Raw genomic sequence first — 20,738 nt, forward strand, 5'->3', positions numbered from 1 at the left:
CCTCTGTTCTCAGAGGCAGCCGCCCGTTCACCGGCCTGTGCCGGGCTGGCTCGTCGTCGGACGCGAGGTCTCAGCGCTCTTCTTCGGAGGCGGTCGCGGGAACGGTCGTGAGCCGCTCCGTCTCGTCCTGTATCTCAGCGGCGATCTTCTTGAGTTCCGGCTCGAACTTGCGGCCGTGGTGGGCGCAGAAGAGCAGTTCTCCGCCGCTGAGCAGCACGACGCGCAGGTACGCCTGGGCGCCGCAACGGTCGCAGCGATCAGCGGCCGTCAGGTGGCTCGCGGGGGTCAGAACAGTAGTCACGTCGCCTCTTCTCTAGCTCGACGAGCTGTCGTACCTGGGTCAACATCCAACCAGCCATAAAACGTTCCCGCTCGTGGCTTTTCCTCGAAAAAATCTTGCGAGGCGGCTGTCTGCTGCCGGTTGGCGGCGAATGTGCCGTATTGCGTGTCTATGTGTCTTACGGGGCTTCGCGTTGTATCGGTGGTCGGTCCTCCCGGCTGGGTTGCCGGTTGTTCATGAGGACGTGCCCGGAGCCTAAATGGTTCATGCCTGGAAGGGAACGTGATGTGTACTTCACTCCATCGAGGGATCGAACACGCATGCGAGCCTGGACTAGTCTGAGTCTCTGACGAGGGTGGCGTTACAACGGCTCTACCAGGCCTCGGTACCCTCTCACCGGTGACTGAAGCCGCGCCCTTACCCATGAGGGCCCCATCTGAAATTCAGCGAGGAGCGAACCGCGTGACCGCCGAAACGTCCGTGCCGTCCACAGCTCTGCTGGCAGGAGCAGACCGGGACGGTTCCAACTACACCGCGCGGCACCTGCTCGTCCTTGAGGGGCTCGAGGCCGTGCGCAAGCGCCCGGGCATGTATATCGGGTCGACCGACAGCCGCGGTCTCATGCACTGCCTCTGGGAGATCATCGACAACTCCGTCGACGAGGCCCTGGGCGGCTACTGCGACCACATCGAGGTCATCCTCCAGGACGACGGGTCCGTCGACGTCCGGGACAACGGCCGGGGCATCCCGGTCGACGTCGAGCCCAAGACCGGCCTCTCCGGTGTCGAGGTCGTCATGACCAAGCTGCACGCCGGCGGCAAGTTCGGCGGCGGCTCGTACGCCGCCTCCGGCGGCCTGCACGGCGTCGGCGCCTCCGTGGTGAACGCCCTCTCCGCCCGCCTGGACATCGAGGTGGACCGCGGCGGGCACACCCACGCCATCAGCTTCCGGCGCGGCGTCCCGGGCGCTTTCGCCGGGAACGGCCCGGACGCCAAGTTCGAGGCCAAGGGCGGGCTGCGCAAGGCCAAGAAGATCCCGAAGAGCCGCACCGGCACGCGCGTGCGGTACTGGGCCGACCGCCAGATCTTCCTCAAGGACGCCAAGCTCGCCCTGGAGACGCTGCACCAGCGCGCCCGCCAGACCGCGTTCCTGGTGCCCGGCCTGACCATCGTCGTGCGCGACGAGTACGGGCTCGGCGAGGGCGGCAGCAAGGGCGAGGAGTCGTTCCGCTTCGACGGCGGAATCAGCGAGTTCTGCGAGTACCTGGCGAACGACAAGCCGGTCTGCGACGTCCTCCGCTTCTCCGGACAGGGCACCTTCAAGGAGACGGTCCCCGTCCTGGACGACCACGGCCAGATGACGCCCACCGAGGTCACCCGCGAACTCGGCGTCGACGTCGCGCTGCGCTGGGGCACGGGGTACGACACGACGCTCAAGTCGTTCGTGAACATCATCGCCACGCCCAAGGGCGGTACGCATGTCGCCGGTTTCGAGCAGGCCGTCGCCAAGACGATGAACGAGGTGCTTCGCACCAAGAAGCTGCTGCGCGTCGCCGAGGACGACATCGTCAAGGACGACGCTCTGGAAGGCCTCACCGCGGTCGTCACCGTGCGTCTCGCCGAGCCTCAGTTCGAGGGCCAGACCAAGGAGGTGCTCGGCACCTCGGCGGCCCGCCGGATCGTGAACAACGTGGTCACCAAGGAGCTCAAGGCGTTCCTGACGTCCACGAAGCGGGACGCCGCGCAGCAGGCCCGTGTCGTGCTGGAGAAGGCCGTCGCCGCGGCCCGTACGCGCATCGCCGCCCGGCAGCACAAGGACGCGCAGCGCCGCAAGACGGCCCTCGAGTCCTCCTCGCTGCCGGCCAAGCTCGCCGACTGCCGCAGCGACGACGTCGACCGCAGTGAACTGTTCATCGTCGAGGGCGACTCCGCGCTCGGTACGGCGAAGCTCGCCCGGAACTCCGAGTTCCAGGCGCTGCTGCCGATCCGGGGCAAGATCCTCAACGTCCAGAAGTCGTCCGTGACGGACATGCTGAAGAACGCCGAATGCGGCGCGATCATCCAGGTCATAGGAGCCGGATCGGGCCGGACCTTCGACATCGACACGGCTCGCTACGGCAAGATCATCATGATGACCGATGCCGACGTCGACGGCTCGCACATCCGCACCCTGCTTCTGACCCTGTTCCACCGCTACATGCGGCCCATGGTCGAGGCCGGCCGGGTCTTCGCGGCGGTGCCGCCGCTGCACCGCATCGAGATCGTCCAGCCGAAGAAGGGCCAGGACAAGTACGTCTACACGTACTCGGACCGGGAACTGCGCGACACGCTCATGGAGTTCCAGAGCAAGGGCATCCGCTACAAGGACTCGATCCAGCGCTACAAGGGTCTCGGTGAGATGGATGCCGACCAGCTGGCCGAGACGACGATGGACCCGCGCCACCGCACTCTGCGCCGGATCAACCTCTCCGACCTGGAGGCGGCCGAGCAGGTCTTCGACCTGCTGATGGGCAACGACGTCGCGCCGCGCAAGGAGTTCATCTCCAACTCGGCGGCGACGCTGGACCGGTCGCGGATCGACGCGTAGCCGCCGCGCGGGGCCGTAGCCGCCGCCCTGGACCGTAGCTGCCGTGCCCGGCTGTAGCCGGGCACGGCCGGGGCGTCGGTGACCGGCGTGAACCGCTCGTCGACATCGCTGTGCTGCCCGTGTCCGGGTGCGGCATCAGCGGTGCCCGCATAAGGCGTCCGGACTGGATCCCGGCCTTGCCCGAGGAGTCTCTCCACCCATGGGTGGAGAGATGCCCGGTCCGGAATCCACCCGTGATCCACCCTGGCTCCGATCCTGTGACCTCGCGATTTCCGTAGCGTCGAAGGCGTCGGCGGCACCCGCTGCCGACACGCCCCTTGTCGCTCACGGAGGTCGTGATCTGCGGGCGGACGGGCTCACGTGCGGGAGACGGAGGTGCTGGTCCTCATCGCCGACGGCCTCAGCAACCAGGAGATCGGCCGCAGACTCCATGTCTCCACCGCGACCGTGAAGACCCACATCAACAACCTCTTCGCCAAGGTGGGGATCAAGGACCGTGCCCAGGCGGTGCGTTACGCCTATGGAAAGGGTCTCGTGCGGCCACCAGCGGGTTGAGTCACCTGAAGGGGTGAAGCGGAAAGGGAAGAAGAGTCGGGGATCTTCCCGTTCTGTCCATCCTTGGGCATGCAGCCAAGCAAGGGCCGTCCCCGCGGAAGCGGGGCCGGTGAGGAAAGTCGGGTCGAGCCTCTCGACGCTCAGGACCCGGTCCCGGCCGAGGAGGCCGGGCATCTCAGGTTCGACGACCCCTGGTACGACGCCCTGGCCTCCGGCTGGGGCGAGTCGGCCGGTGCCGGGGTGCCCGCTCCGGCGGGGGTGCCGTCGGCGCGAAGGGAGGGCGAGACCGGGCCCGCGCCGGCCGAGGTGTACCTGGAAGTGCAGCGCAGCGCGGCCTTCCAGGAGGTGCGAAGGAGGTACCGGAGGTTCGTGGTGCCGGCCTTCGTGGCCTTCTTCGCCTGGTACGTGGGCTACGTCGTGGCTGCTACGACCGCGCCGGAGCTGATGGCCAGGTCCGTGGCCGGAGCACTGAACGTGGCGATGGCCGCGGGGCTCGGGCAGTTCCTGACCACGTTCCTGCTCACCTGGGCGTATGCCCGGCACGCCCGGTTGCGCAGGGACCGGGCGGCGCTCGAACTGCGCTGGGACACACAGGAACTGACGCGCGGAGCGAACGGCGGTGTCTCGTGACGGGGGAACACCAGACGCTGGCGCTGCTGCTGTTCAGCGCGTTCGTCGCGGTCACGCTGGCGATCACGACGTGGGTGAGCCGTAAACGGCGTGGTTCGGCGGAGGAGTTCTACGCGGGCGGGCGGCTCTTCTCACCTATGGAGAATGGTTTTGCCCTCGCAGGCGACTACATGTCAGCCGCCTCCTTCCTGGGGGTCACCGGGCTCATCGCGCTGTTCGGTTACGACGGGCTGCTGTATGTCGTCGGGTTCCTCGTGGCCTGGCTGGTGGTGCTGTTCCTCGTCGCCGAACTGGTGCGCAACTGCGGCCGGTTCACGCTCGCCGACGTCGTGGCGGCGCGGATGAGGGAGCGGCCGGTACGGATCGCGGCGGGAACCTCCTCGGTCACCGTGTCCGTTCTGTACCTGGTGGCGCAGATGGTCGGCGCGGGCAGCCTGGTGGCGCTGCTGCTGGGTGGCACGAGCGAGGCGGCTCGGGCCTGGACGGTCATCGGCGTGGGCGCGCTCATGGTGATCTATGTGTCGTTGGGAGGGATGCGGGCGACCACGTGGATTCAGATCGTCAAGGCCGTTCTGCTGCTCGGCGGCACCATCGCGCTGACGGTGCTCGTCCTGATGCGTTTCCACGGTGACCTGGACCGGCTGCTGCTCACGGCGGCCGAGCGCAGCGGCCACGGGGAGGAGTTCCTGGCGCCCGGGCTGAAGTACGGCGGGGACTGGACCGCTCGCTTCGACTTCATCAGTCTGGGACTGGCTTTGGTGCTGGGTACGGCGGGGCTGCCGCACATCCTGTCCCGCTTCTACACCGTCCCCACCGCGCGCGCCGCACGCCGCTCGGTCGTCTGGGCCGTCGGACTCATCGGCGGCTTCTACCTGATGACGATCGTGCTCGGCTTCGGCGCCGCCGCCCTCGTGGGGCCGGACGCCGTGCGCGGGTCGAACGCGGCCGGGAACACGGCGGTTCCGCTGCTGGCGCTCGATCTGGGCGGCGGTGCCGGGTCCACGGGAGGAACAGTTCTCTTCGCGATCCTCGCAGCGGTCGCGTTCGCCACGATCCTCGCCGTGGTCGCCGGGATCACGCTCGCGTCCTCGGCCTCGGTGGCCCACGACCTGTACGCGTCCCTGCGGCGACGGGGCGGGAAGCCTCGCAGCGAGGTCGCGGTGGCCCGGGTCGCGGCCGTCGGAGTGGGGGTGGTGGCGATCGCCCTCAGCCTGCTGGCGCGGGATCTCAACGTGGCATTCCTGGTGGGTCTCGCCTTCGCCGTCGCCGCTTCGGCGAACCTGCCGGTGCTGCTCTACTCCCTGTTCTGGCGCGGCTTCACGACGCGTGGTGCCGTGTGGGCCGTCTACGGCGGTCTCGTCCCGGCCGTGGTGCTCGTCGTGCTGTCACCCGTGGTCTCGGGCAGCCCGGACTCGCTGTTCCCGGGCATCGACCTCCAGTACTTCCCGTTGCAGAACCCGGGTCTGGTCTCGATCCCGCTGGGCTTCCTCGCGGGCTGGCTGGGCACGGTCACCTCGACGGACGTCCCGGACGAGGCCAAACACGCGGAGACCGAGGTGCGGTCGCTGACCGGGGCGGGAGCGGCGTAGGGGCGGTACGTCCGACCGGACCGCTCCGGGCTAGGAGCGGGTCGCCCACACATAACGGTGTTCCGGGCGGCCCGCGTCCCCGTACTTCAGGGTCAGCCTGGCCCGTCCCGTGCGCTCCAGGAGCTTCAGATAGCGCTGGGCCGTCTGGCGGCTCACCCCGGTGCGCTCGGCGATCTCCTGGGCGGACAGGGGCCCGTCGGCGTGCATCAGGGACTGACGGACCAGCTCCGCGGTGGTGGGGGAGTGCCCTTTGGGCAGATCGGGCTCCGACGGGGTCGACAGCGCCCCGAAGATACGGTCCACCTCGGACTGCTCGGCCTCCCCGCCGCCGTCGAGGGTGCGGCGCAGCTCCGCGTACGCCTCCAGCTTGGCGCGCAGGCCGGCGAAGGCGAACGGCTTGACCAGGTACTGCAGGGCGCCCTGTCGCATCGCCGCCTGCACGGTGGACACGTCCCGCGCCGCGGTCACCATGATCACGTCGGTCTGGTGGCCGCGCCGTCGCATCTCCTGGACGACCTGCAGCCCCGTCTCGTCGGGCAGGTAGTGGTCCAGGAGCACCAGGTCCAGCCGGGGCAGGGTCTCCAGCTGGAGCAGCGCCTCGGCGGCGCTGTGGGCCTCGCCGGCGACATGGAAGCCCGGCACCTTCTCGACGTAGGCGGCGTTGACCCGCGCGACTCTGGTGTCGTCGTCCACGACCAGGACCTCGATCATCACGACTCCTTCTTGGCGGTCTGCGGAGCTGACGGCACGGTCAGGGCCGGTTCGGGGCCCGGCTCGGCGAGCGCTTCGGGCAGGACGACGGTGAACTCCGCGCCCCCGCCGTACGCCTCGTCGACGGTCGCGCTGCCCCCCTGTCGCTCAGCGAGCCTGCGCACCAGGGAGAGGCCGATGCCCCGCTCACGGTGCGCCGGCGGCTTCTTTGTGGACCATCCGGCGGTGAAGATCAACTCTCGGTGCTCCGGCGGGATTCCCGGGCCCGTGTCGCGCACCCGAAGGATCGCCGTACGCCCTTCGGCGCGCAGCTCGACCTCCACGCGCGCGTGCGGCTTGCCCGCCACGGCGTCGAGGGCGTTGTCCACCAGGTTGCCGACGACGGTCACGAGCCCCTGGGGGTCGATCAGCCGGTCGGGCAGCCGGGTCCGGTCCGACACCCCCAGGGCGACGCCCCGCTCGGCCGCGACGGTCGCCTTGCCCACGAGCAGCGCGGCGAGCAGCGGGTCTTCGATCCGCTCGGTGACCTGCTCCGCGGTGGCCCGGTGGTCACCGACGACTTCGCCCACGAACTCGACGGCGTCGTCGTACATCTCCAGTTCGAGCAGCCCCAGGAGCGTGTGCATACGGTTGGCGTGTTCGTGGTCCTGGGCGCGCAGGGCGTCGATCAGACCACGGGTGGAGTCGAGTTCGCGGCCCAGTTGCTCCAGCTCGGTGCGGTCGCGCAGGGTGGCCACGGCGCCGCCGTCGTCGGTGGGCATGCGGTTGGCGACCAGCACGCGCTGGCCGCGCACGGTGAGCAGGTCCGTGCCGGTCACACGCCCGGCCAGCACATCGGCCGTTCGGCCCGCGCCCAGCGCCTCGTCCGGGGAGCTCCCCACCGCCGCGTCGCCGATGCTCAGCAGCCGCTGCGCCTCGTCGTTGAGGAGACGGATGCGGCCGGTGCGGTCCAGGGCGACGACGCCCTCCCGGATGCCGTGCAGCATCGCCTCGCGTTCCGACAGGAGCGCCGCGATGTCGGAGAAGGCCAGATCCCGGGTCTGCCGGTGGACCCGCCGGGAGATGAGCCACGCGGCCAGCGCACCGACGGCCAGCGCGCCGCCGGCGTAGGCGAGCAGCCCCGGGATCGCGTGGATCAGCCGGGCCCGGACGCTGTCGTAGGCGATGCCGACCGAGACGGCGCCGACCACGGAGCCGTCGCTGTCGCGCAGCGGCACCTTGCCCCGGGCGGAGCGGCCCAGGGTGCCGCTGTCGATCTCCATGACCTCCTTGCCGGCCAGGGCCTGGCCGGGGTCGGTGGAGACGATGCCGCCGATCTGCTTCTTGTCGGTGTGCGACCAGCGCACACCGCGCCAGTCCATCACCACGATGTACTCGGCCTGGGTGGCCTTGCGGATCCGCTCCGCCTCCCGCTGCACCGGGCCGTTCGGGGAGGGAGGGGTGTCCCTCACGTCCTGTGCGAGATCCGGCTGCTGGGCTGTCGTCTGCGCGATCGCGAGCGCGCGGCGCATCGCCTGGTCGTCCAGCTGGTTGCTCAGAGGCGCGAGGAACAGCCCGGTCGCGAGGACCGCGACTCCCGCGGCGATCGCCACCTGCATCAGCAGCACCTGCGAGAACACCCGCCGTGGCAGGCCGAGGCGCAGGCGGCGTGCGGGGGGAGTGGGGCTCATACCCAAGACGGTACGTGCGGCTGCCTACCTGCCGTAACGGGTGTGGCGTGGATCTCTTGATCAATGCTCGCGACGGCGGCACCGGGCGAAGGCGGCATCAATGCTTGGCCGCGGCATCAATGCTTGAACGTGGCATCCATGCTTGATCGGGACGGCGCCGCCCCCGGAGGCCGGCCGGTCAGCTGGCGAGCGCCGTCGTCACCCTCATCTCGTGCACCGCCACGACGTCCATCCGCGCGGGCGTACCGAGGACGGACGCCCCGCAGCTCTCCGGGCGGGGTGGCAGAGCCGCGCCCTGGGCCACCTCGACCTGCCAGCGGCGCCCGTCGGTGTGGGCGACGGTCACCTCCCAGCGCGGGGCCGCGCCCGCCGTCCGTACGACGCTCAGCGCCTCCGCGGCATACTCGCCGGTCGCGGTGCGCACGGCGAGTTCGGCCGCCTGACCGGGCCGTTCCCAGGCCGAGCTGCCCCGGCAGCCCTCCACGACGACCCGCCCCTCCGCGGCGCCGTGCAGGACCTCCTTGAGGGCGTGGGCCTCGGCCCGGCCGTACGCGTATCCGTAGGGCAGCACGAGCACGGTCGGGGAGAAGCGGTGACCACCCAGATGGGTGACCTCCCAGACGCCCTCGACTCCCGACGTCGCGAGCTCGGCCGCGAGGGGCCGGCCCAGGAGGGCGCAGCAGCGGTCCCGCTTGCCGTTGGTGCAGACGAGGGCGAGCGGATCACCGTCGTGGGGCAGGCCGCCGAGCACCGCGTCGAACGTGTGGTGGTCGCCCCGACCGAGTGCGGCGAAGTCGAGATCGAGCAGTTGCTCCGGGGCCGAGGTCGTGGCGCCGTGCAGCCACACGTTTCCCGGAACGGTGTGGGCCGCGTACACCCGGCGCGAGGCGGGCATGCGGCGGTCCGCATGGCGCCCGGGGCGGCGGATGAGTGCGATCCGCACGCCCGTGTCCTTGGCGGCCGCCTCCAGGGCACGGCCCAGCGCGGGGTCCAGGTGGCTCGAGGTGAGCGCCCTGGCACCCCACGGACCGGGCTGTTCCAGCAACAGCCAGGTCCTCGCGGTGGCCGCGGTCGCCGAAACGGGCTCGTCGAAGTCCCGGGAGACGCTCGTGCACGTACTCACACAGGTGAGCCTAACCTGAGTTGGCTCACGGCGACGTCCGGGCCCGCCCTGGCCTACTCCGGCAGTGGCCGAGGCGGCTTCGGACCCGCGTAGAGACCGCTCGGACGCATTCGCAGGGGGCGTTCGCCGTACTCCTCCAGGGCGTGAGCGATCCAGCCCGCCGTACGGGCCACGGCGAAGATCGTCTCGCCCGCGGTCGAGGGCATGCCGCAGGACGCGGTGAGCACGGCGAGCGCCAGGTCCACGTTGGCGTGCAGCGGGGCGTGGCGAGCGGTGGTCTCGACGATGTCGCGGGCCGCGAGCAGGGCGGGCTCCGCGCGCGGGATCTGTTCCAGGAGGGTGAACAGGGCACGCGCGCGTGGGTCCTCGCCGGGGTAGAGCCGGTGGCCGAGTCCCGGGATGCGGCGGCCGGCGCGCAGTTCGTCCGCGATCACGGGCGCGGCGTCACCCTGGTCGAGGACGTCGAGGAGCAGCCGGTGGGCGAGCCCGCTGGCCGCGCCGTGCAGCGGGCCCTCGATTACGCCCAGCCCCGCGGAGACCGCCGCGTAGGCGTGGGCACGGGCCGACGCGGCGACGCGCACCGCGAGCGTGGAGGCGGCCAGGTCGTGGTCGACGAGGAGGGCGAGAGCGGCGTCCAGGGCGCGCAGCGACGCCTCGTCGGCGTCGCGCCCGGTCAGCCGGGCCCACAGGCGGTGGGCCAAGGGGCCCTCGTCGCGGCGGTCGTGTCTCACGGGCGGCAGAGCGGCGACGAGCGTGGGAATGAGCGTGCGCGCCGTGCCGAGCACGGCCTCCTCGGACAGGTCGAACCGCAGCGGGTCGGCGGTCGCGGCGGCGATCGTGGCGACGCGCAGCAGATCCGTGGGCGCGGCGTGTTCGGGCAGTGCGTCGACGGCGCGACGGGCCACTGCGACGGAGGCGGGGGGCGCGGTGAACGTGCCGCCGGGGTGCATCCGGCCGGTCCACAGCCACTCGGCGACTTCCTCGTAGGTGTGCCGTGCGGCCAGGTCCACCGCGTCGACACCGCGGTAGTAGTAGCGGTCGCTCTCGATGAGCGTGATGCGGGTCCGTACGGACAGCTCGCCGCCTGATCCGGAACTGCCCGTGCCCTCCCGCCTGTTGCGCCGGGCGAGCGCCTCGACCTCCCCGGCGTCGAAGGTGCTGCCCCGGCCGCCGGTCACCCGCCGGCTGCTGAGCTGACCGCGGCTCACGTACGCGTACACGGTCTCCGGCTTCACGCCGAGCAGCTCGGCGGCCTCCTTGGTGCTCAGCCGCCTGTCCGCGTCGCGGGGGGCGGGTTCTTGATCGCGCATGGGGGTCACCGTATCCGCCTAGCGGCCCATTGACTGATGTATTGATTGAATCAATATTGACACGACTCAAGTCAATCATGGACAGTCAAATCAAGTCCAGGGAGGAAGACATGTCCGTCAACAGGTCCGCAGCCACTCTTCTCGACGTGCCACGGGGACTCGCCGGGGTTGTCGTCACCGACACCCGGATCGGTGACGTCCGCGGTCTCGAGGGCTTCTACCACTACCGGCAGTACTCGGCCGTCGACCTCGCGCGGACCCGCGGGTTCGAGGACGTCTGGCACCTGCTCGTACACGGCGAACTGCCGGACGCCGGGCGCGGCGCGGCCTTCGCGGCCGAGACCGCCGCGCTGCGGCGGCTTCCCGACGAGGTGCGAGCCGCGCTGCCGGCCATAGCGGCGGCCGGCGGACGCTCCGGCCCGCTCGCCGGGATGCGTACGGCGCTGTCCCTGCTGGGTGCGGCGAAGGGGTTCCGTCCCGTGTACGACGTCGACGCCGAGCAGCGCCTGCGGGACACGCTCGAGGCGGCCGCCGCCGTACCCACACTGCTCACCGCGCTGCACCGGCTGGGGCGAGGGCTCGAGCCCGTGGAGCCGCGCGAGGATCTGTCGTACGCGGCGAACTACCTCTACATGCTGACCGGCTCGGTACCCGCCGAGCAGCATGCGCGGGCGATCGAGCAATACCTGATCTCAACCATTGATCACGGATTCAATGCGTCAACCTTCACGGCCCGGGTCATCGCGTCGACCGGCGCGGACGTGGCGGCATGCCTCGCCGGTGCGGTGGCGGCGCTGTCCGGGCCGCTGCACGGAGGTGCGCCCAGTCGCGCGCTGGACACCCTGGACGCGATCGGTACCCCGGACCGCATCGACTCCTGGGTGCGTCAGCGGGTGCTCGCGGGAGATCGCATCATGGGCTTCGGGCACGCGATCTACCGCACGGAGGACCCGCGGTCCCGGATGCTGCGCGAGGTCGCCCAGTTGTTCGGCGGGCCGCGGGTGGACTTCGCCGTGGAGGTCGAGCGTCACGTCGAGGCGATCCTGGCGGAGCTGAAGCCCGGTCGTGAGCTCCACACCAACGTCGAGTACTACGCGGGCGTGGTCATGGAACTCTGCGGCCTGCCCCGAGAGATGTTCACCCCGACCTTCGCTGCCGCGCGGGCGGTGGGCTGGAGCGCCAACATCCTGGAGCAGGCGGAGGACTCGAAGATCATCAGGCCGGTGGCGCGGTATGTGGGGCCGGAGGCGCCGGTTTCCGTGCCGACTGCGTAAAGGGCCACAACTGCCTTATACGGGCTGATGATCGATTCTTCGCTGCCTTCCGTCACTCTTGCGGATGTTCTCCAGGATCGCGCGTGGCTCCACCCCCGCGGGTGATAAAACAGGGCCGCAAAGATGCCTTGCTTCCTTGGGGCGTGGGGGCGGGCTGTGTGCGTGTCGCGCGGCGGCCAAGGCTCGGGCCTGCGAGGATGCCACCGCTCGCGCGGCCGCGGGCGCAGGCGCTTGTGCCTTGAGAACAGAGGGAATTCAACAGTGAGTCAGATCATCCGCCGCCTTGGTGTCGCTCCCCGCTATCGAGGCAGTGCCGGTGGCGGGACATGTCCCGACATCTTCGAATTGGCCGACGGGAACTTCGCGGTCATCGGTACGGATGTCACTGATTCCCTCGACACTCAGCTGCCCGCCGACGCCGGACGTGCCGACTACGAACGCATCGTCGTCATCACCCGGGAGACCCTGGTCAAGGCGAAGAAGGACATCCCCGACGTCTAGCGATGTCGAAGTGATGGCGTCGTCGTGAAGGAGCCGTCCCGTCTCGGCGCTGCCGTGCGGGTCGGCTCCTCCCGTCACGGGTCGGTGGGAAGCTCACCGACCACCCACCATTCATCGGTGTCCGCTTCGTCGAGTTGCAGGAGCAGGTCGTCGACGAGCCGGCCGAGTTCCGCCTCCTCGGTGCCCGTGAGGCTCGCGCGCTGCCCCTGGGTCGCGTACCAGTACTCCCTGACGATCGGGTTCTGGAAGATGCCCCGGACGTGCTTGAAGAACTCGTCCCTTCCCATGTTGCCGATGCGGTAGTAGCAGAGCAGGTTGGTGTACAGGGCGTTGGCGAAGAGGTACTGCCGACGCCGCTCAGGGGTGACGGGCCTCTCGAAGATGTCCAGGACCTCGGCGAGTTCGGTGTCGTCGATCGCCTTGCTCAACAGCTCCCAGTGCTGCCGCTGCTGCCTGGCCAGATTGGAGCGCTGCTGCGTGCGGGCGTGCTGTTCCAGCTGGTTCAGGCGTTCGTGCAGCGTGTCCATCGCCTGCTTCTGTGCCGCCATGGCGACGAGAGCGCCGGCCACCATGCCGAGGCCGGCCGCGGCTGCGGAGCGCAGTCCCTGTATCCCAAAATTCCGTGTGGCCATGTCAACCCCCGGGTCAGGCGGCCGTCCGCCGGTCGTCGGGATGCGGGTCGACTGGAGGGGACCGGCGAGCAGTGGGCGGCGCTTGCCGTCTCCCCAGAGTGCCGAGCGGCTCTGATCGGCGGGGAGGCGGAGAGGCGGCGCACGGAGGGAAGCGAGGGTCGCACGATCCGGCGCCTTGCCGAACGTCTGCCCCGCAAGTGCTGCTAACAATCGTTCACTTCGGCGCGATTCTTACGGCTCGTATCCTGGTTCGGCATTCATTCTTCATCCCAGTGCCGAGAACGCGAGCCGGTGCACGCGTCGGCGTGAGAGAGGTCGCACGGTGAGTCAGCCGAGCCCGAGTCCGCGGCAGATCCCGGTCGTGGTGCTGGCCGGATTCCTCGGATCCGGAAAGACCACGCTGCTCAATCATCTCCTCCACCGCAGCGGAGGCAGCCGGATCGGCGCGATCGTCAACGACTTCGGAGCCATCGAGATCGACGCGATGGCCGTCGCTGGGGCGCTCGGCGATTCGACCGTCTCGCTCGGCAACGGATGCCTGTGCTGCGCCGTCGACGCCGGCGAACTGGATCTCTATCTCGAGCGGCTCACGGAGCCGTCCCTCGGCATCGACGTCATCGTCATCGAGGCCAGCGGTCTCGCCGAGCCGCAGGAACTCGTGCGGATGGTGCTCGCGAGCGAGGATCCGCGGATCGTGTACGGCGGGCTCGTCGAGGTCGTCGACGCCGCCGAGTTCGACGACACCCGGTCCAGGCATCCCGAGATCGACCGGCATCTCGCGCTGGCCGACCTCGTCGTGGTCAACAAGGCCGACCGGGCGGCGGACGGCGAACGCGTCCTCGGGCTGGTCCGGTCCCTCGTCGACCGCGCGGCCGTCGTCCCGGCCACCTACGGCCGGATCGACCCCGAGTTCCTCTTCGACTGCCGGCCGAGCGAGGAACGCGTCGGTCAGCTGTCCTTCGACGACCTGCACGAGACCGGCGCGGACGGCCACGCCGGGCATCTGCACAGCGCGTACGACAGCCTGTCGTTCGTCTCCCGGGAGCCCCTCGACCCACGCCGGCTGATGGAGTTCCTCGACAGCCGGCCCGAGGGGCTGTACCGGATCAAGGGGTACGTCGACTTCGGACCTTACGACGTCCGCAACCGCTACGCCGTCCACGCCGTCGGGCGGTTCCTGCGCTTCTACCCGGAGCCCTGGCCGGCCGGCGACGAACGCCTCTCCCAGCTGGTCCTCATCGGTTCCAGGATCGACACCGGCGCCCTCGACAAGCAGCTCGACGCGTGCCGCAGCGAGGCCCCACAGGCCGATGAGCACGGCATGTGGGGCGTCCTGCGGTACGTACCGGGCACCGAGGAGGATCTCGCGGAGCCTGCCTAGGTGTGCTGTCCGGGCCCTGGGGGGTTCTCCTAGACCGGGCCCGCCACCACCCAGACGGTCTTCGCCAGGGACACCCCCGAGCCGTCCCGTCGCGGGTCGATCTCCGGGAGGTCGACCGGGGTGCCGTTCTTCTGCGCGGCGAGGGCCGGGACCGGGCCCGCCCAGGCCAGGGACAGGCAGTCCTCGCCCTTCAGGAACCGCTGGCAGCGGACGCCGCCCGTGGCGCGGCCCTTGCGCGGGTACTGGTCGAACGGGGTCAGCTTGGCCGTCGTCTGGACGGAGTCGTCCAGCGTGCCGCGCGAGCCCGCGACGGTGAAGACGACAGCGTCCGCTGCCGGGTCCACCGCCGTGAAGGAGATGACCTTCGCGCCCTCGGTGAGCTTGATGCCCGCCATGCCGCCCGCCGCACGGCCCTGGGCGCGGACCTGTGCGGCCGGGTAGCGCAGCAGCTGGGCGTCGTCGGAGATGAAGATCAGATCCTCGTCGCCGGTACGCAGTTCCACCGCGCCGACGATCCGGTCGCCCTCCTTGAGGGTGATCACCTCGAGCTCTTCCTTGTGGGACGGATAGTCCGGCACCACACGCTTGACGACGCCCTGCGCCGTGCCGATCGCCAGGCCCGGCGACGACTCGTCGAGGGTCGTCAGACAGACCACCGTCTCGTTGTCCTCCAGGGAGACGAACTCCGCCAGCGGGGCACCCCCCGCGAGGTTCGGCGTCGACATCGACTCCGGGAGCTGCGGCAGGTCGATCACGTTCAGCCGCAGCAGCCGGCCCGTCGAGGTGACCGCGCCCACCTCGCCACGGGCGGTGGCCGGCACCGCCGAGACGATCACGTCGTGCTTCACGCGCTCGGCGCCGGCGTCCTCCGCGAACGGCTCGCTGTTCGCCGTACGGGCCAGCAGACCCGTCGAGGACAGCAGCACCCGGCACGGGTCGTCGGCCACCTGGAGCGGCACGGTCGCGACCGGCGTACCGCCCGCCTCCAGCAGGTCCGTACGCCGGTCCGTGCCGAACTTCTTGGCGACGGTGGCCAGTTCGGAGGAGACGAGCTTGCGCAGCTCGGCGTCCGAATCGAGGATCCGGGTCAGTTCCTCGATCTCCGCGTTGAGCCGGTCCTTCTCCGCCTCCAGCTCGATGCGGTCGAACTTGGTCAGACGGCGCAGCGGCGTGTCGAGGATGTACTGCGTCTGCACCTCGCTCAGCGAGAACTGCTCCATCAGGCGCTGCTTCGCCTGCGCGGAGTTCTCGCTGGAGCGGATGAGGCGAATGACCTCGTCGATGTCCAGCAGGGCCGTCAGCAGACCCTCGACCAGGTGCAGCCGGTCGCGCTTCTTGCCGCGGCGGAACTCCGAACGCCGCCGTACGACGTTGAAGCGGTGGTCGAGGTAGACCTCCAGGAGCTCCTTGAGGCCCAGCGTGAGCGGCTGGCCGTCGACCAGGGCGACGTTGTTGATGCCGAAGGACTCCTCCATCGGCGTCAGCTTGTACAGCTGCTCCAGGACCGCCTCCGGCACGAAGCCGTTCTTGATCTCGATGACCAGGCGCAGGCCGTGCTCGCGGTCGGTGAGGTCCTTGACGTCGGCGATGCCCTGGAGCTTCTTCGAGCCGACCAGGTCCTTGATCTTGGCGATCACCTTCTCCGGGCCGACCGTGAAGGGCAGCTGGGTGACGACCAGGCCCTTGCGGCGGGCCGTCACGGTCTCCACGGCGACGGTCGCCCGCATCTTGAAGGTGCCGCGGCCCGTCTCGTACGCGTCCCGGATGCCGGGCAGGCCGACGATGCGGCCGCCGGTGGGCAGGTCGGGGCCCGGGACGTGCTTCATCAGCGCGTCCAGATCCGCGTTCGGGTACCGGATCAGGTGGCGGGCGGCCGCGATGACCTCGCGCAGGTTGTGCGGCGGCATGTTCGTGGCCATGCCGACGGCGATGCCCGAGGCGCCGTTGACCAGGAGGTTCGGGAAGGCGGCGGGCAGGGCCACCGGTTCCTGCTCCTGGCCGTCGTAGTTGGGGTTGAAGTCGACGGTGTCCTCGTCGATGGAGTCCGTCATCAGGCTCGTCGCCTCGGCCATCCGGCACTCGGTGTACCGCATGGCGGCCGGCGGGTCGTCGTTGCCCAGCGAACCGAAGTTGCCGTGGCCGTCGACCAGGGGGACGCGCATCGAGAAGGGCTGGGCCATGCGCACGAGGGCGTCGTAGATCGACGCGTCGCCGTGCGGGTGCAGCTTGCCCATCACCTCGCCGACGACGCGGGCGCACTTGACGTACCCGCGCTCGGGGCGCAGGCCCATCTCGCTCATCTGGTAGACGATGCGGCGGTGCACCGGCTTGAGGCCGTCGCGTGCGTCCGGCAGGGCGCGGGAGTAGATGACCGAGTACGCGTACTCGAGGAAGGAGCCCTGCATCTCGTCGACGACGTCGATGTCGAGGATCCTCTCCTCGTACGAGTCGTCGGGCGGCGGGGTCTTCGTGCTGCGGCGGGCCATCGCTGCCGGCTCCTTGCCTCTGCGATCCGGATCTGACGCCGACCATTGTGGACCGCCGCACTGACAACCGGGACCAGGACCCGGTCTCCGACCTCCGCCGAGCCGTCCGGTCCCGGCACGGCGGGTCACACCGTCTCGCTCTCCGCGTACGCCGCCCGGGAACTTCACCAGCGCTTCGCGCGCTTGCATACAGTGGCAGGACCGGCAGAAATCCGCGGTTGGAACGACCGCACCGCGATCGAAGGGACGTACATGCCCATGGGTCACACGGCCACAGCCCAGGCAGGCTCCGGGGGCCTGACAGCGACCGAGCACCGCCTGGCCAACGGCCTGCGCGTGGTGCTCTCCGAGGACCACCTGACCCCGGTCGCGGCGGTGTGCCTCTGGTACGACGTCGGCTCGCGCCACGAAGTCAAGGGGCGTACCGGCCTGGCTCACCTTTTCGAGCATCTGATGTTCCAGGGCTCCGCCCAGGTGAAGGGCAACGGCCACTTCGAGTTCGTCCAGGGCGCGGGTGGCTCGCTGAACGGCACCACCAGCTTCGAGCGCACCAACTATTTCGAGACCATGCCCGCCCACCAGCTGGAGCTCGCCCTCTGGCTGGAGGCCGACCGGATGGGCTCCCTGCTGTCCGCGCTCGACGACGAGTCGATGGAGAACCAGCGCGACGTCGTCAAGAACGAGCGCCGGCAGCGCTACGACAACGTCCCCTACGGCACCGCCTTCGAGAAGCTGACCGCCCTCGCCTACCCGGAGGGGCACCCGTACCACCACACCCCGATCGGCTCGATGGCCGACCTGGACGCGGCGACCCTGGAGGACGCGCGCGCGTTCTTCCGCACCTATTACGCGCCGAACAACGCCGTGCTCTCCGTGGTCGGCGACATCGACCCGGAGCAGACCCTGGCCTGGATCGAGAAGTACTTCGGCTCCATCGCGGGCCACGACGGCAAGCCCGCTCCGTGTGACGGCGCGCTGCCGGAGACCATCGGAGAGCAGCTGCGCGAGGTCGTCGAGGAGGAGGTCCCGGCGCGCGCCCTGATGGCCGCCTACCGGCTGCCGCACGACGGCACGCGCGCGTGCGACGCGGCCGACCTGGCCCTCACCGTCCTCGGCGGCGGCGAGTCCTCCCGTCTCTACAACCGCCTCGTACGCCGGGACCGTACGGCCGTGGCGGCCGGCTTCGGCCTGCTGCGGCTCGCCGGGGCGCCCTCGCTGGGCTGGCTGGACGTGAAGACGTCCGGTGACGTGGAGGTGCCGGTCATCGAGACCGCCATCGACGAGGAGCTCGCCCGGTTCGCCGAGGAGGGCCCCACGGCCGAGGAGATGGAGCGCGCCCAGGCCCAGTTGGAGCGCGAGTGGCTGGACCGGCTCGGCACGGTCTCCGGACGGGCCGACGAACTGTGCCGGTACGCCGTGCTGTTCGGCGACCCGCAGCTCGCCCTGACCGCCGTGCAGCGCGTGCTGGAGGTCACGGCGGAGGAGGTCCAGGAGGTCGCCAAGGCCCGGCTGCGGCCCGACAACCGCGCGGTGCTCGTCTACGAGCCCGTCGCCGACGAGACCGGCGAGGACGCCGACAGCACCGAGGACACCGCAGCCGCGGCCACGAACGAGAACGAGGAGGCGGCCAAGTGACCGAGCTCGCCACGATGGACTTCCACCCGCAGCCGCAGGCGGGCGACGCCAAGCCGTGGGCCTTCCCGGCCCCCGAGCGCGGCACGCTCGACAACGGCCTGACGGTACTGCGCTGCCACCGTCCCGGCCAGCAGGTCGTCGCCGTGGAGGTGCTGCTGGACGCGCCCCTGGACGCCGAGCCGGCCGGCCTCGACGGGGTGGCCACGATCATGGCCCGGGCCTTCTCCGAGGGCACCGACAAGCACTCCGCCGAGGAGTTCGCCGCCGAGCTGGAGCGCGCCGGCGCCACCCTCGACGCGCACGCCGACCACCCGGGCGTCCGGCTGAGCCTGGAGGTTCCCGCTTCCCGGCTCGCCAAGGGCCTCGGCCTGATCGCCGACGCCCTCCGGGCGCCCGCGTTCGCGGACAGCGAGGTCGAGCGGCTGGTCAACAACCGCCTCGACGAAATCCCGCACGAGCTGGCCAACCCCGCCCGCCGTGCCGCCAAGGAGCTCTCCAAGGAGCTGTTCCCGGCGGACTCGCGCATGTCGCGGCCCCGGCAGGGCAGCGAGGAGACGGTCGCCGCGATCGACTCCGCGGCCGTACGCGCCTACTACGAGAAGCACGTCCGCCCGGCGACGGCCACCGTCGTGGTCGTCGGCGACCTCACCGGCATCGACCTCGACGCGCTGCTCGGCGACACGCTGGGCGCCTGGACCGGCTCCTCGGCCGAGCCGAGTCCGGTGCCGCCGGTGACCGCCGACGACACCGGCCGGGTCGTCATCGTGGACCGCCCGGGCGCCGTCCAGACGCAGCTGCTCATCGGCCGGATCGGCTCGGACCGGCACGACCGCGTCTGGCCCGCCCAGGTGCTCGGCACGTACTGCCTCGGCGGCACCCTCACCTCCCGCCTGGACCGCGTCCTGCGCGAGGAGAAGGGCTACACCTACGGCGTACGGGCGTTCGCCCAGGTCCTCAGGTCCGCCCCGGACGGGACCGGTGCCGCGATGCTCGCCATCAGCGGCTCCGTGGACACGCCCAACACCGGCCCCGCCCTCGAGGACCTCTGGACGGTGCTGCGCACCCTCGCGGCCGAGGGCCTGACCGACGCCGAGCGGGACGTCGCCGTGCAGAACCTGGTCGGCGTGGCACCGCTGAAGTACGAGACGGCGGCGGCTGTCGCGAGCACGCTGGCGGACCAGGTCGAGCAGCACCTGCCCGACGACTACCAGGCCGTGCTGTACCGGCAGCTCGCCGCGACCGGCACCGTGGAGGCCACCGCGGCGGCCGTCAGCGCCTTCCCGGGGGACCGTCTGGTGACCGTCCTCGTCGGCGACGCGGCGCAGATCAAGGGCCCGGTCGAGGCCCTCGGCATCGGCGAAGTCGCCGTGGTCTCCGCCGAGTAGCGGGACGCGAGCGGCACGCGCGCGTAGGGGCCCTGGTTGTCTTCTAAGGCGCCAGGGCTCCTTTATGCCCGAATTGGGATGGGAGTTGCCCGTCTGCCCTGTGGGATGCGCTACAAAAGCCGGGATCCGTTTGGGAATTGAAAGTGGCGCCGCTTAGCGTCGTCCGGGCTGTTCGTCAGGCAGTGCGCCGCACCCGCGGCACCGGACAGTCATCGCCGAGTCCCCGTACGGCGCGAGCCAGGGGAGCCGGGGACCCACCGCAGTCCCTGGGGTGAATCGGACGCCCGCGCGAGTCGCGAGGGGGTCCGTAGGAGACCTTCCTGCTCCGAACCCGTCAGCTAACCCGGTAGGCGAGAGGGAAGGAAAGGATCAGCCACTACATGGCGTTCACACGCGCCACCGGGAAGCACCGTCGTCCCAGCCGGATCCAGCGCCGCACGGCCCGCGCGGCGGGCGTCGCCGCCCTCGCCACCACCGGCGTCGTCGGCACCGTGGCCGCCCCGGCCTTCGCCGCGGAGCCCGCTGTCGAGCAGACGGGCCTCACCCCGGTCGTGACCATGGGCGACACCGTGGCCCAGAAGATCGACGCCCAGGCCGTCGCCCAGAAGCAGGCGGCCGAAGAGGCCGCCGCCAAGAAGAAGGCCGAGGAGGCCGCCCGCAAGCGCGCCGCCGAGGCGGCCAAGGAGGCCAAGGAGCGCGCTGAGGAGGCCCGCGAGGCCAAGGAGCGTGCCGCCCGCGAGGCCGAGCGCAAGCGTCTCAACACCTTCGTCTCCCCGATCTCCGGCTCGTACGTCTCCACCGGCTACAAGACCGGCGGCGCCGTCTGGTCCTCCGGCAGCCACACCGGTGTCGACTTCCACGCTTCCAGCGGCACGGCCGTCCACTCGGTCGGCATGGGCGAGGTCGTCGAGGCCGGATGGGGCGGTTCCTACGGCAACCAGGTCGTGATCAAGATGAACGACGGGACGTACACCCAGTACGGTCACCTGT

16 protein-coding genes, 1 pseudogene and 1 riboswitch are annotated in these 20,738 nt (G+C 70.4%); of the genes and pseudogenes, 10 read left to right on the plus strand and 7 right to left on the minus strand.

The features are described from left to right. Positions 1 to 70: 70 nt before the first annotated feature. Positions 71 to 301 carry a DUF7455 domain-containing protein gene (locus ACWIF2_RS34585; RefSeq protein ID WP_215118116.1) on the minus strand — a complete coding sequence of 77 codons (231 nt, stop codon included), beginning with the start codon at positions 299 to 301 and terminating at the stop codon, positions 71 to 73. 441 nt (positions 302 to 742) lie between these two features. Here ACWIF2_RS34585 and ACWIF2_RS34590 point away from each other — a divergent pair, with 441 nt between their 5' ends. From ACWIF2_RS34590 to ACWIF2_RS34605, 4 genes and pseudogenes are all read left to right on the plus strand, one after another. Further along, on the plus strand, positions 743 to 2,866 hold the full coding sequence (locus tag ACWIF2_RS34590; RefSeq protein WP_454364840.1) for a DNA gyrase/topoisomerase IV subunit B: 2,124 nt from the start codon (positions 743 to 745) through the stop codon (positions 2,864 to 2,866). A gap of 363 nt (positions 2,867 to 3,229) precedes the next feature. Then, a pseudogene (locus ACWIF2_RS34595) lies at positions 3,230 to 3,421 on the plus strand (response regulator transcription factor); the annotation flags it as partial. A gap of 69 nt (positions 3,422 to 3,490) precedes the next feature. Continuing rightward, positions 3,491 to 4,051: a DUF485 domain-containing protein gene (locus tag ACWIF2_RS34600; RefSeq protein WP_454364841.1), complete on the plus strand. Its 561-nt coding sequence runs from the start codon at positions 3,491 to 3,493 to the stop codon at positions 4,049 to 4,051. After that, positions 4,048 to 5,640, plus strand: coding sequence for a solute symporter family protein (locus tag ACWIF2_RS34605; protein WP_454364842.1), 1,593 nt, complete (start codon positions 4,048 to 4,050; stop codon positions 5,638 to 5,640). The genes ACWIF2_RS34600 and ACWIF2_RS34605 overlap by 4 nt, the downstream gene beginning before the upstream one ends. A 30-nt stretch (positions 5,641 to 5,670) precedes the next feature. Here the strand turns inward: ACWIF2_RS34605 and ACWIF2_RS34610 are convergent, their stop codons facing one another. The 4 genes from ACWIF2_RS34610 to ACWIF2_RS34625 form a co-directional block, all read right to left on the minus strand. Next, entirely contained in the window at positions 5,671 to 6,351 is a 681-nt protein-coding gene (locus ACWIF2_RS34610; protein ID WP_454364843.1) for a response regulator, read from the minus strand. Next, positions 6,351 to 8,021: a sensor histidine kinase gene (locus ACWIF2_RS34615; protein WP_454364844.1), complete on the minus strand. Its 1,671-nt coding sequence runs from the start codon at positions 8,019 to 8,021 to the stop codon at positions 6,351 to 6,353. The genes ACWIF2_RS34610 and ACWIF2_RS34615 overlap by 1 nt, the downstream gene beginning before the upstream one ends. A gap of 178 nt (positions 8,022 to 8,199) precedes the next feature. Next, positions 8,200 to 9,144 carry a sucrase ferredoxin gene (locus tag ACWIF2_RS34620; protein WP_454364845.1) on the minus strand — a complete coding sequence of 315 codons (945 nt, stop codon included), beginning with the start codon at positions 9,142 to 9,144 and terminating at the stop codon, positions 8,200 to 8,202. 53 nt (positions 9,145 to 9,197) lie between these two features. Next, entirely contained in the window at positions 9,198 to 10,454 is a 1,257-nt protein-coding gene (locus tag ACWIF2_RS34625) for a citrate synthase (RefSeq protein ID WP_454364846.1), read from the minus strand. Between the two features lie 110 nt (positions 10,455 to 10,564). Between ACWIF2_RS34625 and ACWIF2_RS34630 the strand changes: the two genes are divergently transcribed. Both ACWIF2_RS34630 and ACWIF2_RS34635 read left to right on the plus strand, forming a co-directional pair. Further along, complete coding sequence (locus ACWIF2_RS34630) at positions 10,565 to 11,728, plus strand: citrate synthase/methylcitrate synthase (protein WP_454364847.1); 1,164 nt, start codon at positions 10,565 to 10,567, stop codon at positions 11,726 to 11,728. Positions 11,729 to 11,989: 261 nt separating this feature from the next. Next, positions 11,990 to 12,229, plus strand: coding sequence for a hypothetical protein (locus ACWIF2_RS34635; RefSeq protein ID WP_454364848.1), 240 nt, complete (start codon positions 11,990 to 11,992; stop codon positions 12,227 to 12,229). A gap of 74 nt (positions 12,230 to 12,303) precedes the next feature. On the opposite strand, the gene ACWIF2_RS34640 is transcribed toward ACWIF2_RS34635, so the two are convergent. Next, the gene (locus ACWIF2_RS34640; RefSeq protein ID WP_454364849.1) at positions 12,304 to 12,861 is read right to left on the minus strand and encodes a DUF6082 family protein; all 558 of its coding nucleotides are present in this window, start codon (positions 12,859 to 12,861) and stop codon (positions 12,304 to 12,306) included. Between the two features lie 322 nt (positions 12,862 to 13,183). On the opposite strand from ACWIF2_RS34640, the gene ACWIF2_RS34645 reads away from it, so the two are divergent. Beyond that, positions 13,184 to 14,242, plus strand: coding sequence for a CobW family GTP-binding protein (locus tag ACWIF2_RS34645; protein WP_454364850.1), 1,059 nt, complete (start codon positions 13,184 to 13,186; stop codon positions 14,240 to 14,242). A gap of 29 nt (positions 14,243 to 14,271) precedes the next feature. On the opposite strand, the gene ACWIF2_RS34650 is transcribed toward ACWIF2_RS34645, so the two are convergent. Then, positions 14,272 to 16,728 (minus strand): DNA gyrase/topoisomerase IV subunit A, encoded by a 2,457-nt coding sequence (locus tag ACWIF2_RS34650; RefSeq protein ID WP_454364851.1) that lies wholly within the window; start codon positions 16,726 to 16,728, stop codon positions 14,272 to 14,274. Positions 16,729 to 16,980: 252 nt separating this feature from the next. Between ACWIF2_RS34650 and ACWIF2_RS34655 the strand changes: the two genes are divergently transcribed. The 3 genes from ACWIF2_RS34655 to ACWIF2_RS34665 form a co-directional block, all read left to right on the plus strand. Beyond that, positions 16,981 to 18,363 carry a M16 family metallopeptidase gene (locus ACWIF2_RS34655; protein WP_454364852.1) on the plus strand — a complete coding sequence of 461 codons (1,383 nt, stop codon included), beginning with the start codon at positions 16,981 to 16,983 and terminating at the stop codon, positions 18,361 to 18,363. Further along, positions 18,360 to 19,748, plus strand: a complete 1,389-nt coding sequence (locus tag ACWIF2_RS34660) for a M16 family metallopeptidase (RefSeq protein WP_454364853.1) — start codon at positions 18,360 to 18,362, stop codon at positions 19,746 to 19,748. The genes ACWIF2_RS34655 and ACWIF2_RS34660 overlap by 4 nt, the downstream gene beginning before the upstream one ends. Before the next feature lie 203 nt (positions 19,749 to 19,951). Further along, a riboswitch (cyclic di-AMP (ydaO/yuaA leader) is annotated at positions 19,952 to 20,116 on the plus strand. A gap of 12 nt (positions 20,117 to 20,128) precedes the next feature. Further along, positions 20,129 to 20,738 (plus strand): M23 family metallopeptidase (locus ACWIF2_RS34665; protein WP_454364854.1); only part of this gene is annotated, 610 nt, incomplete at its 3' end.

Source organism: Streptomyces sp. NPDC055506, from assembly GCF_053643595.1.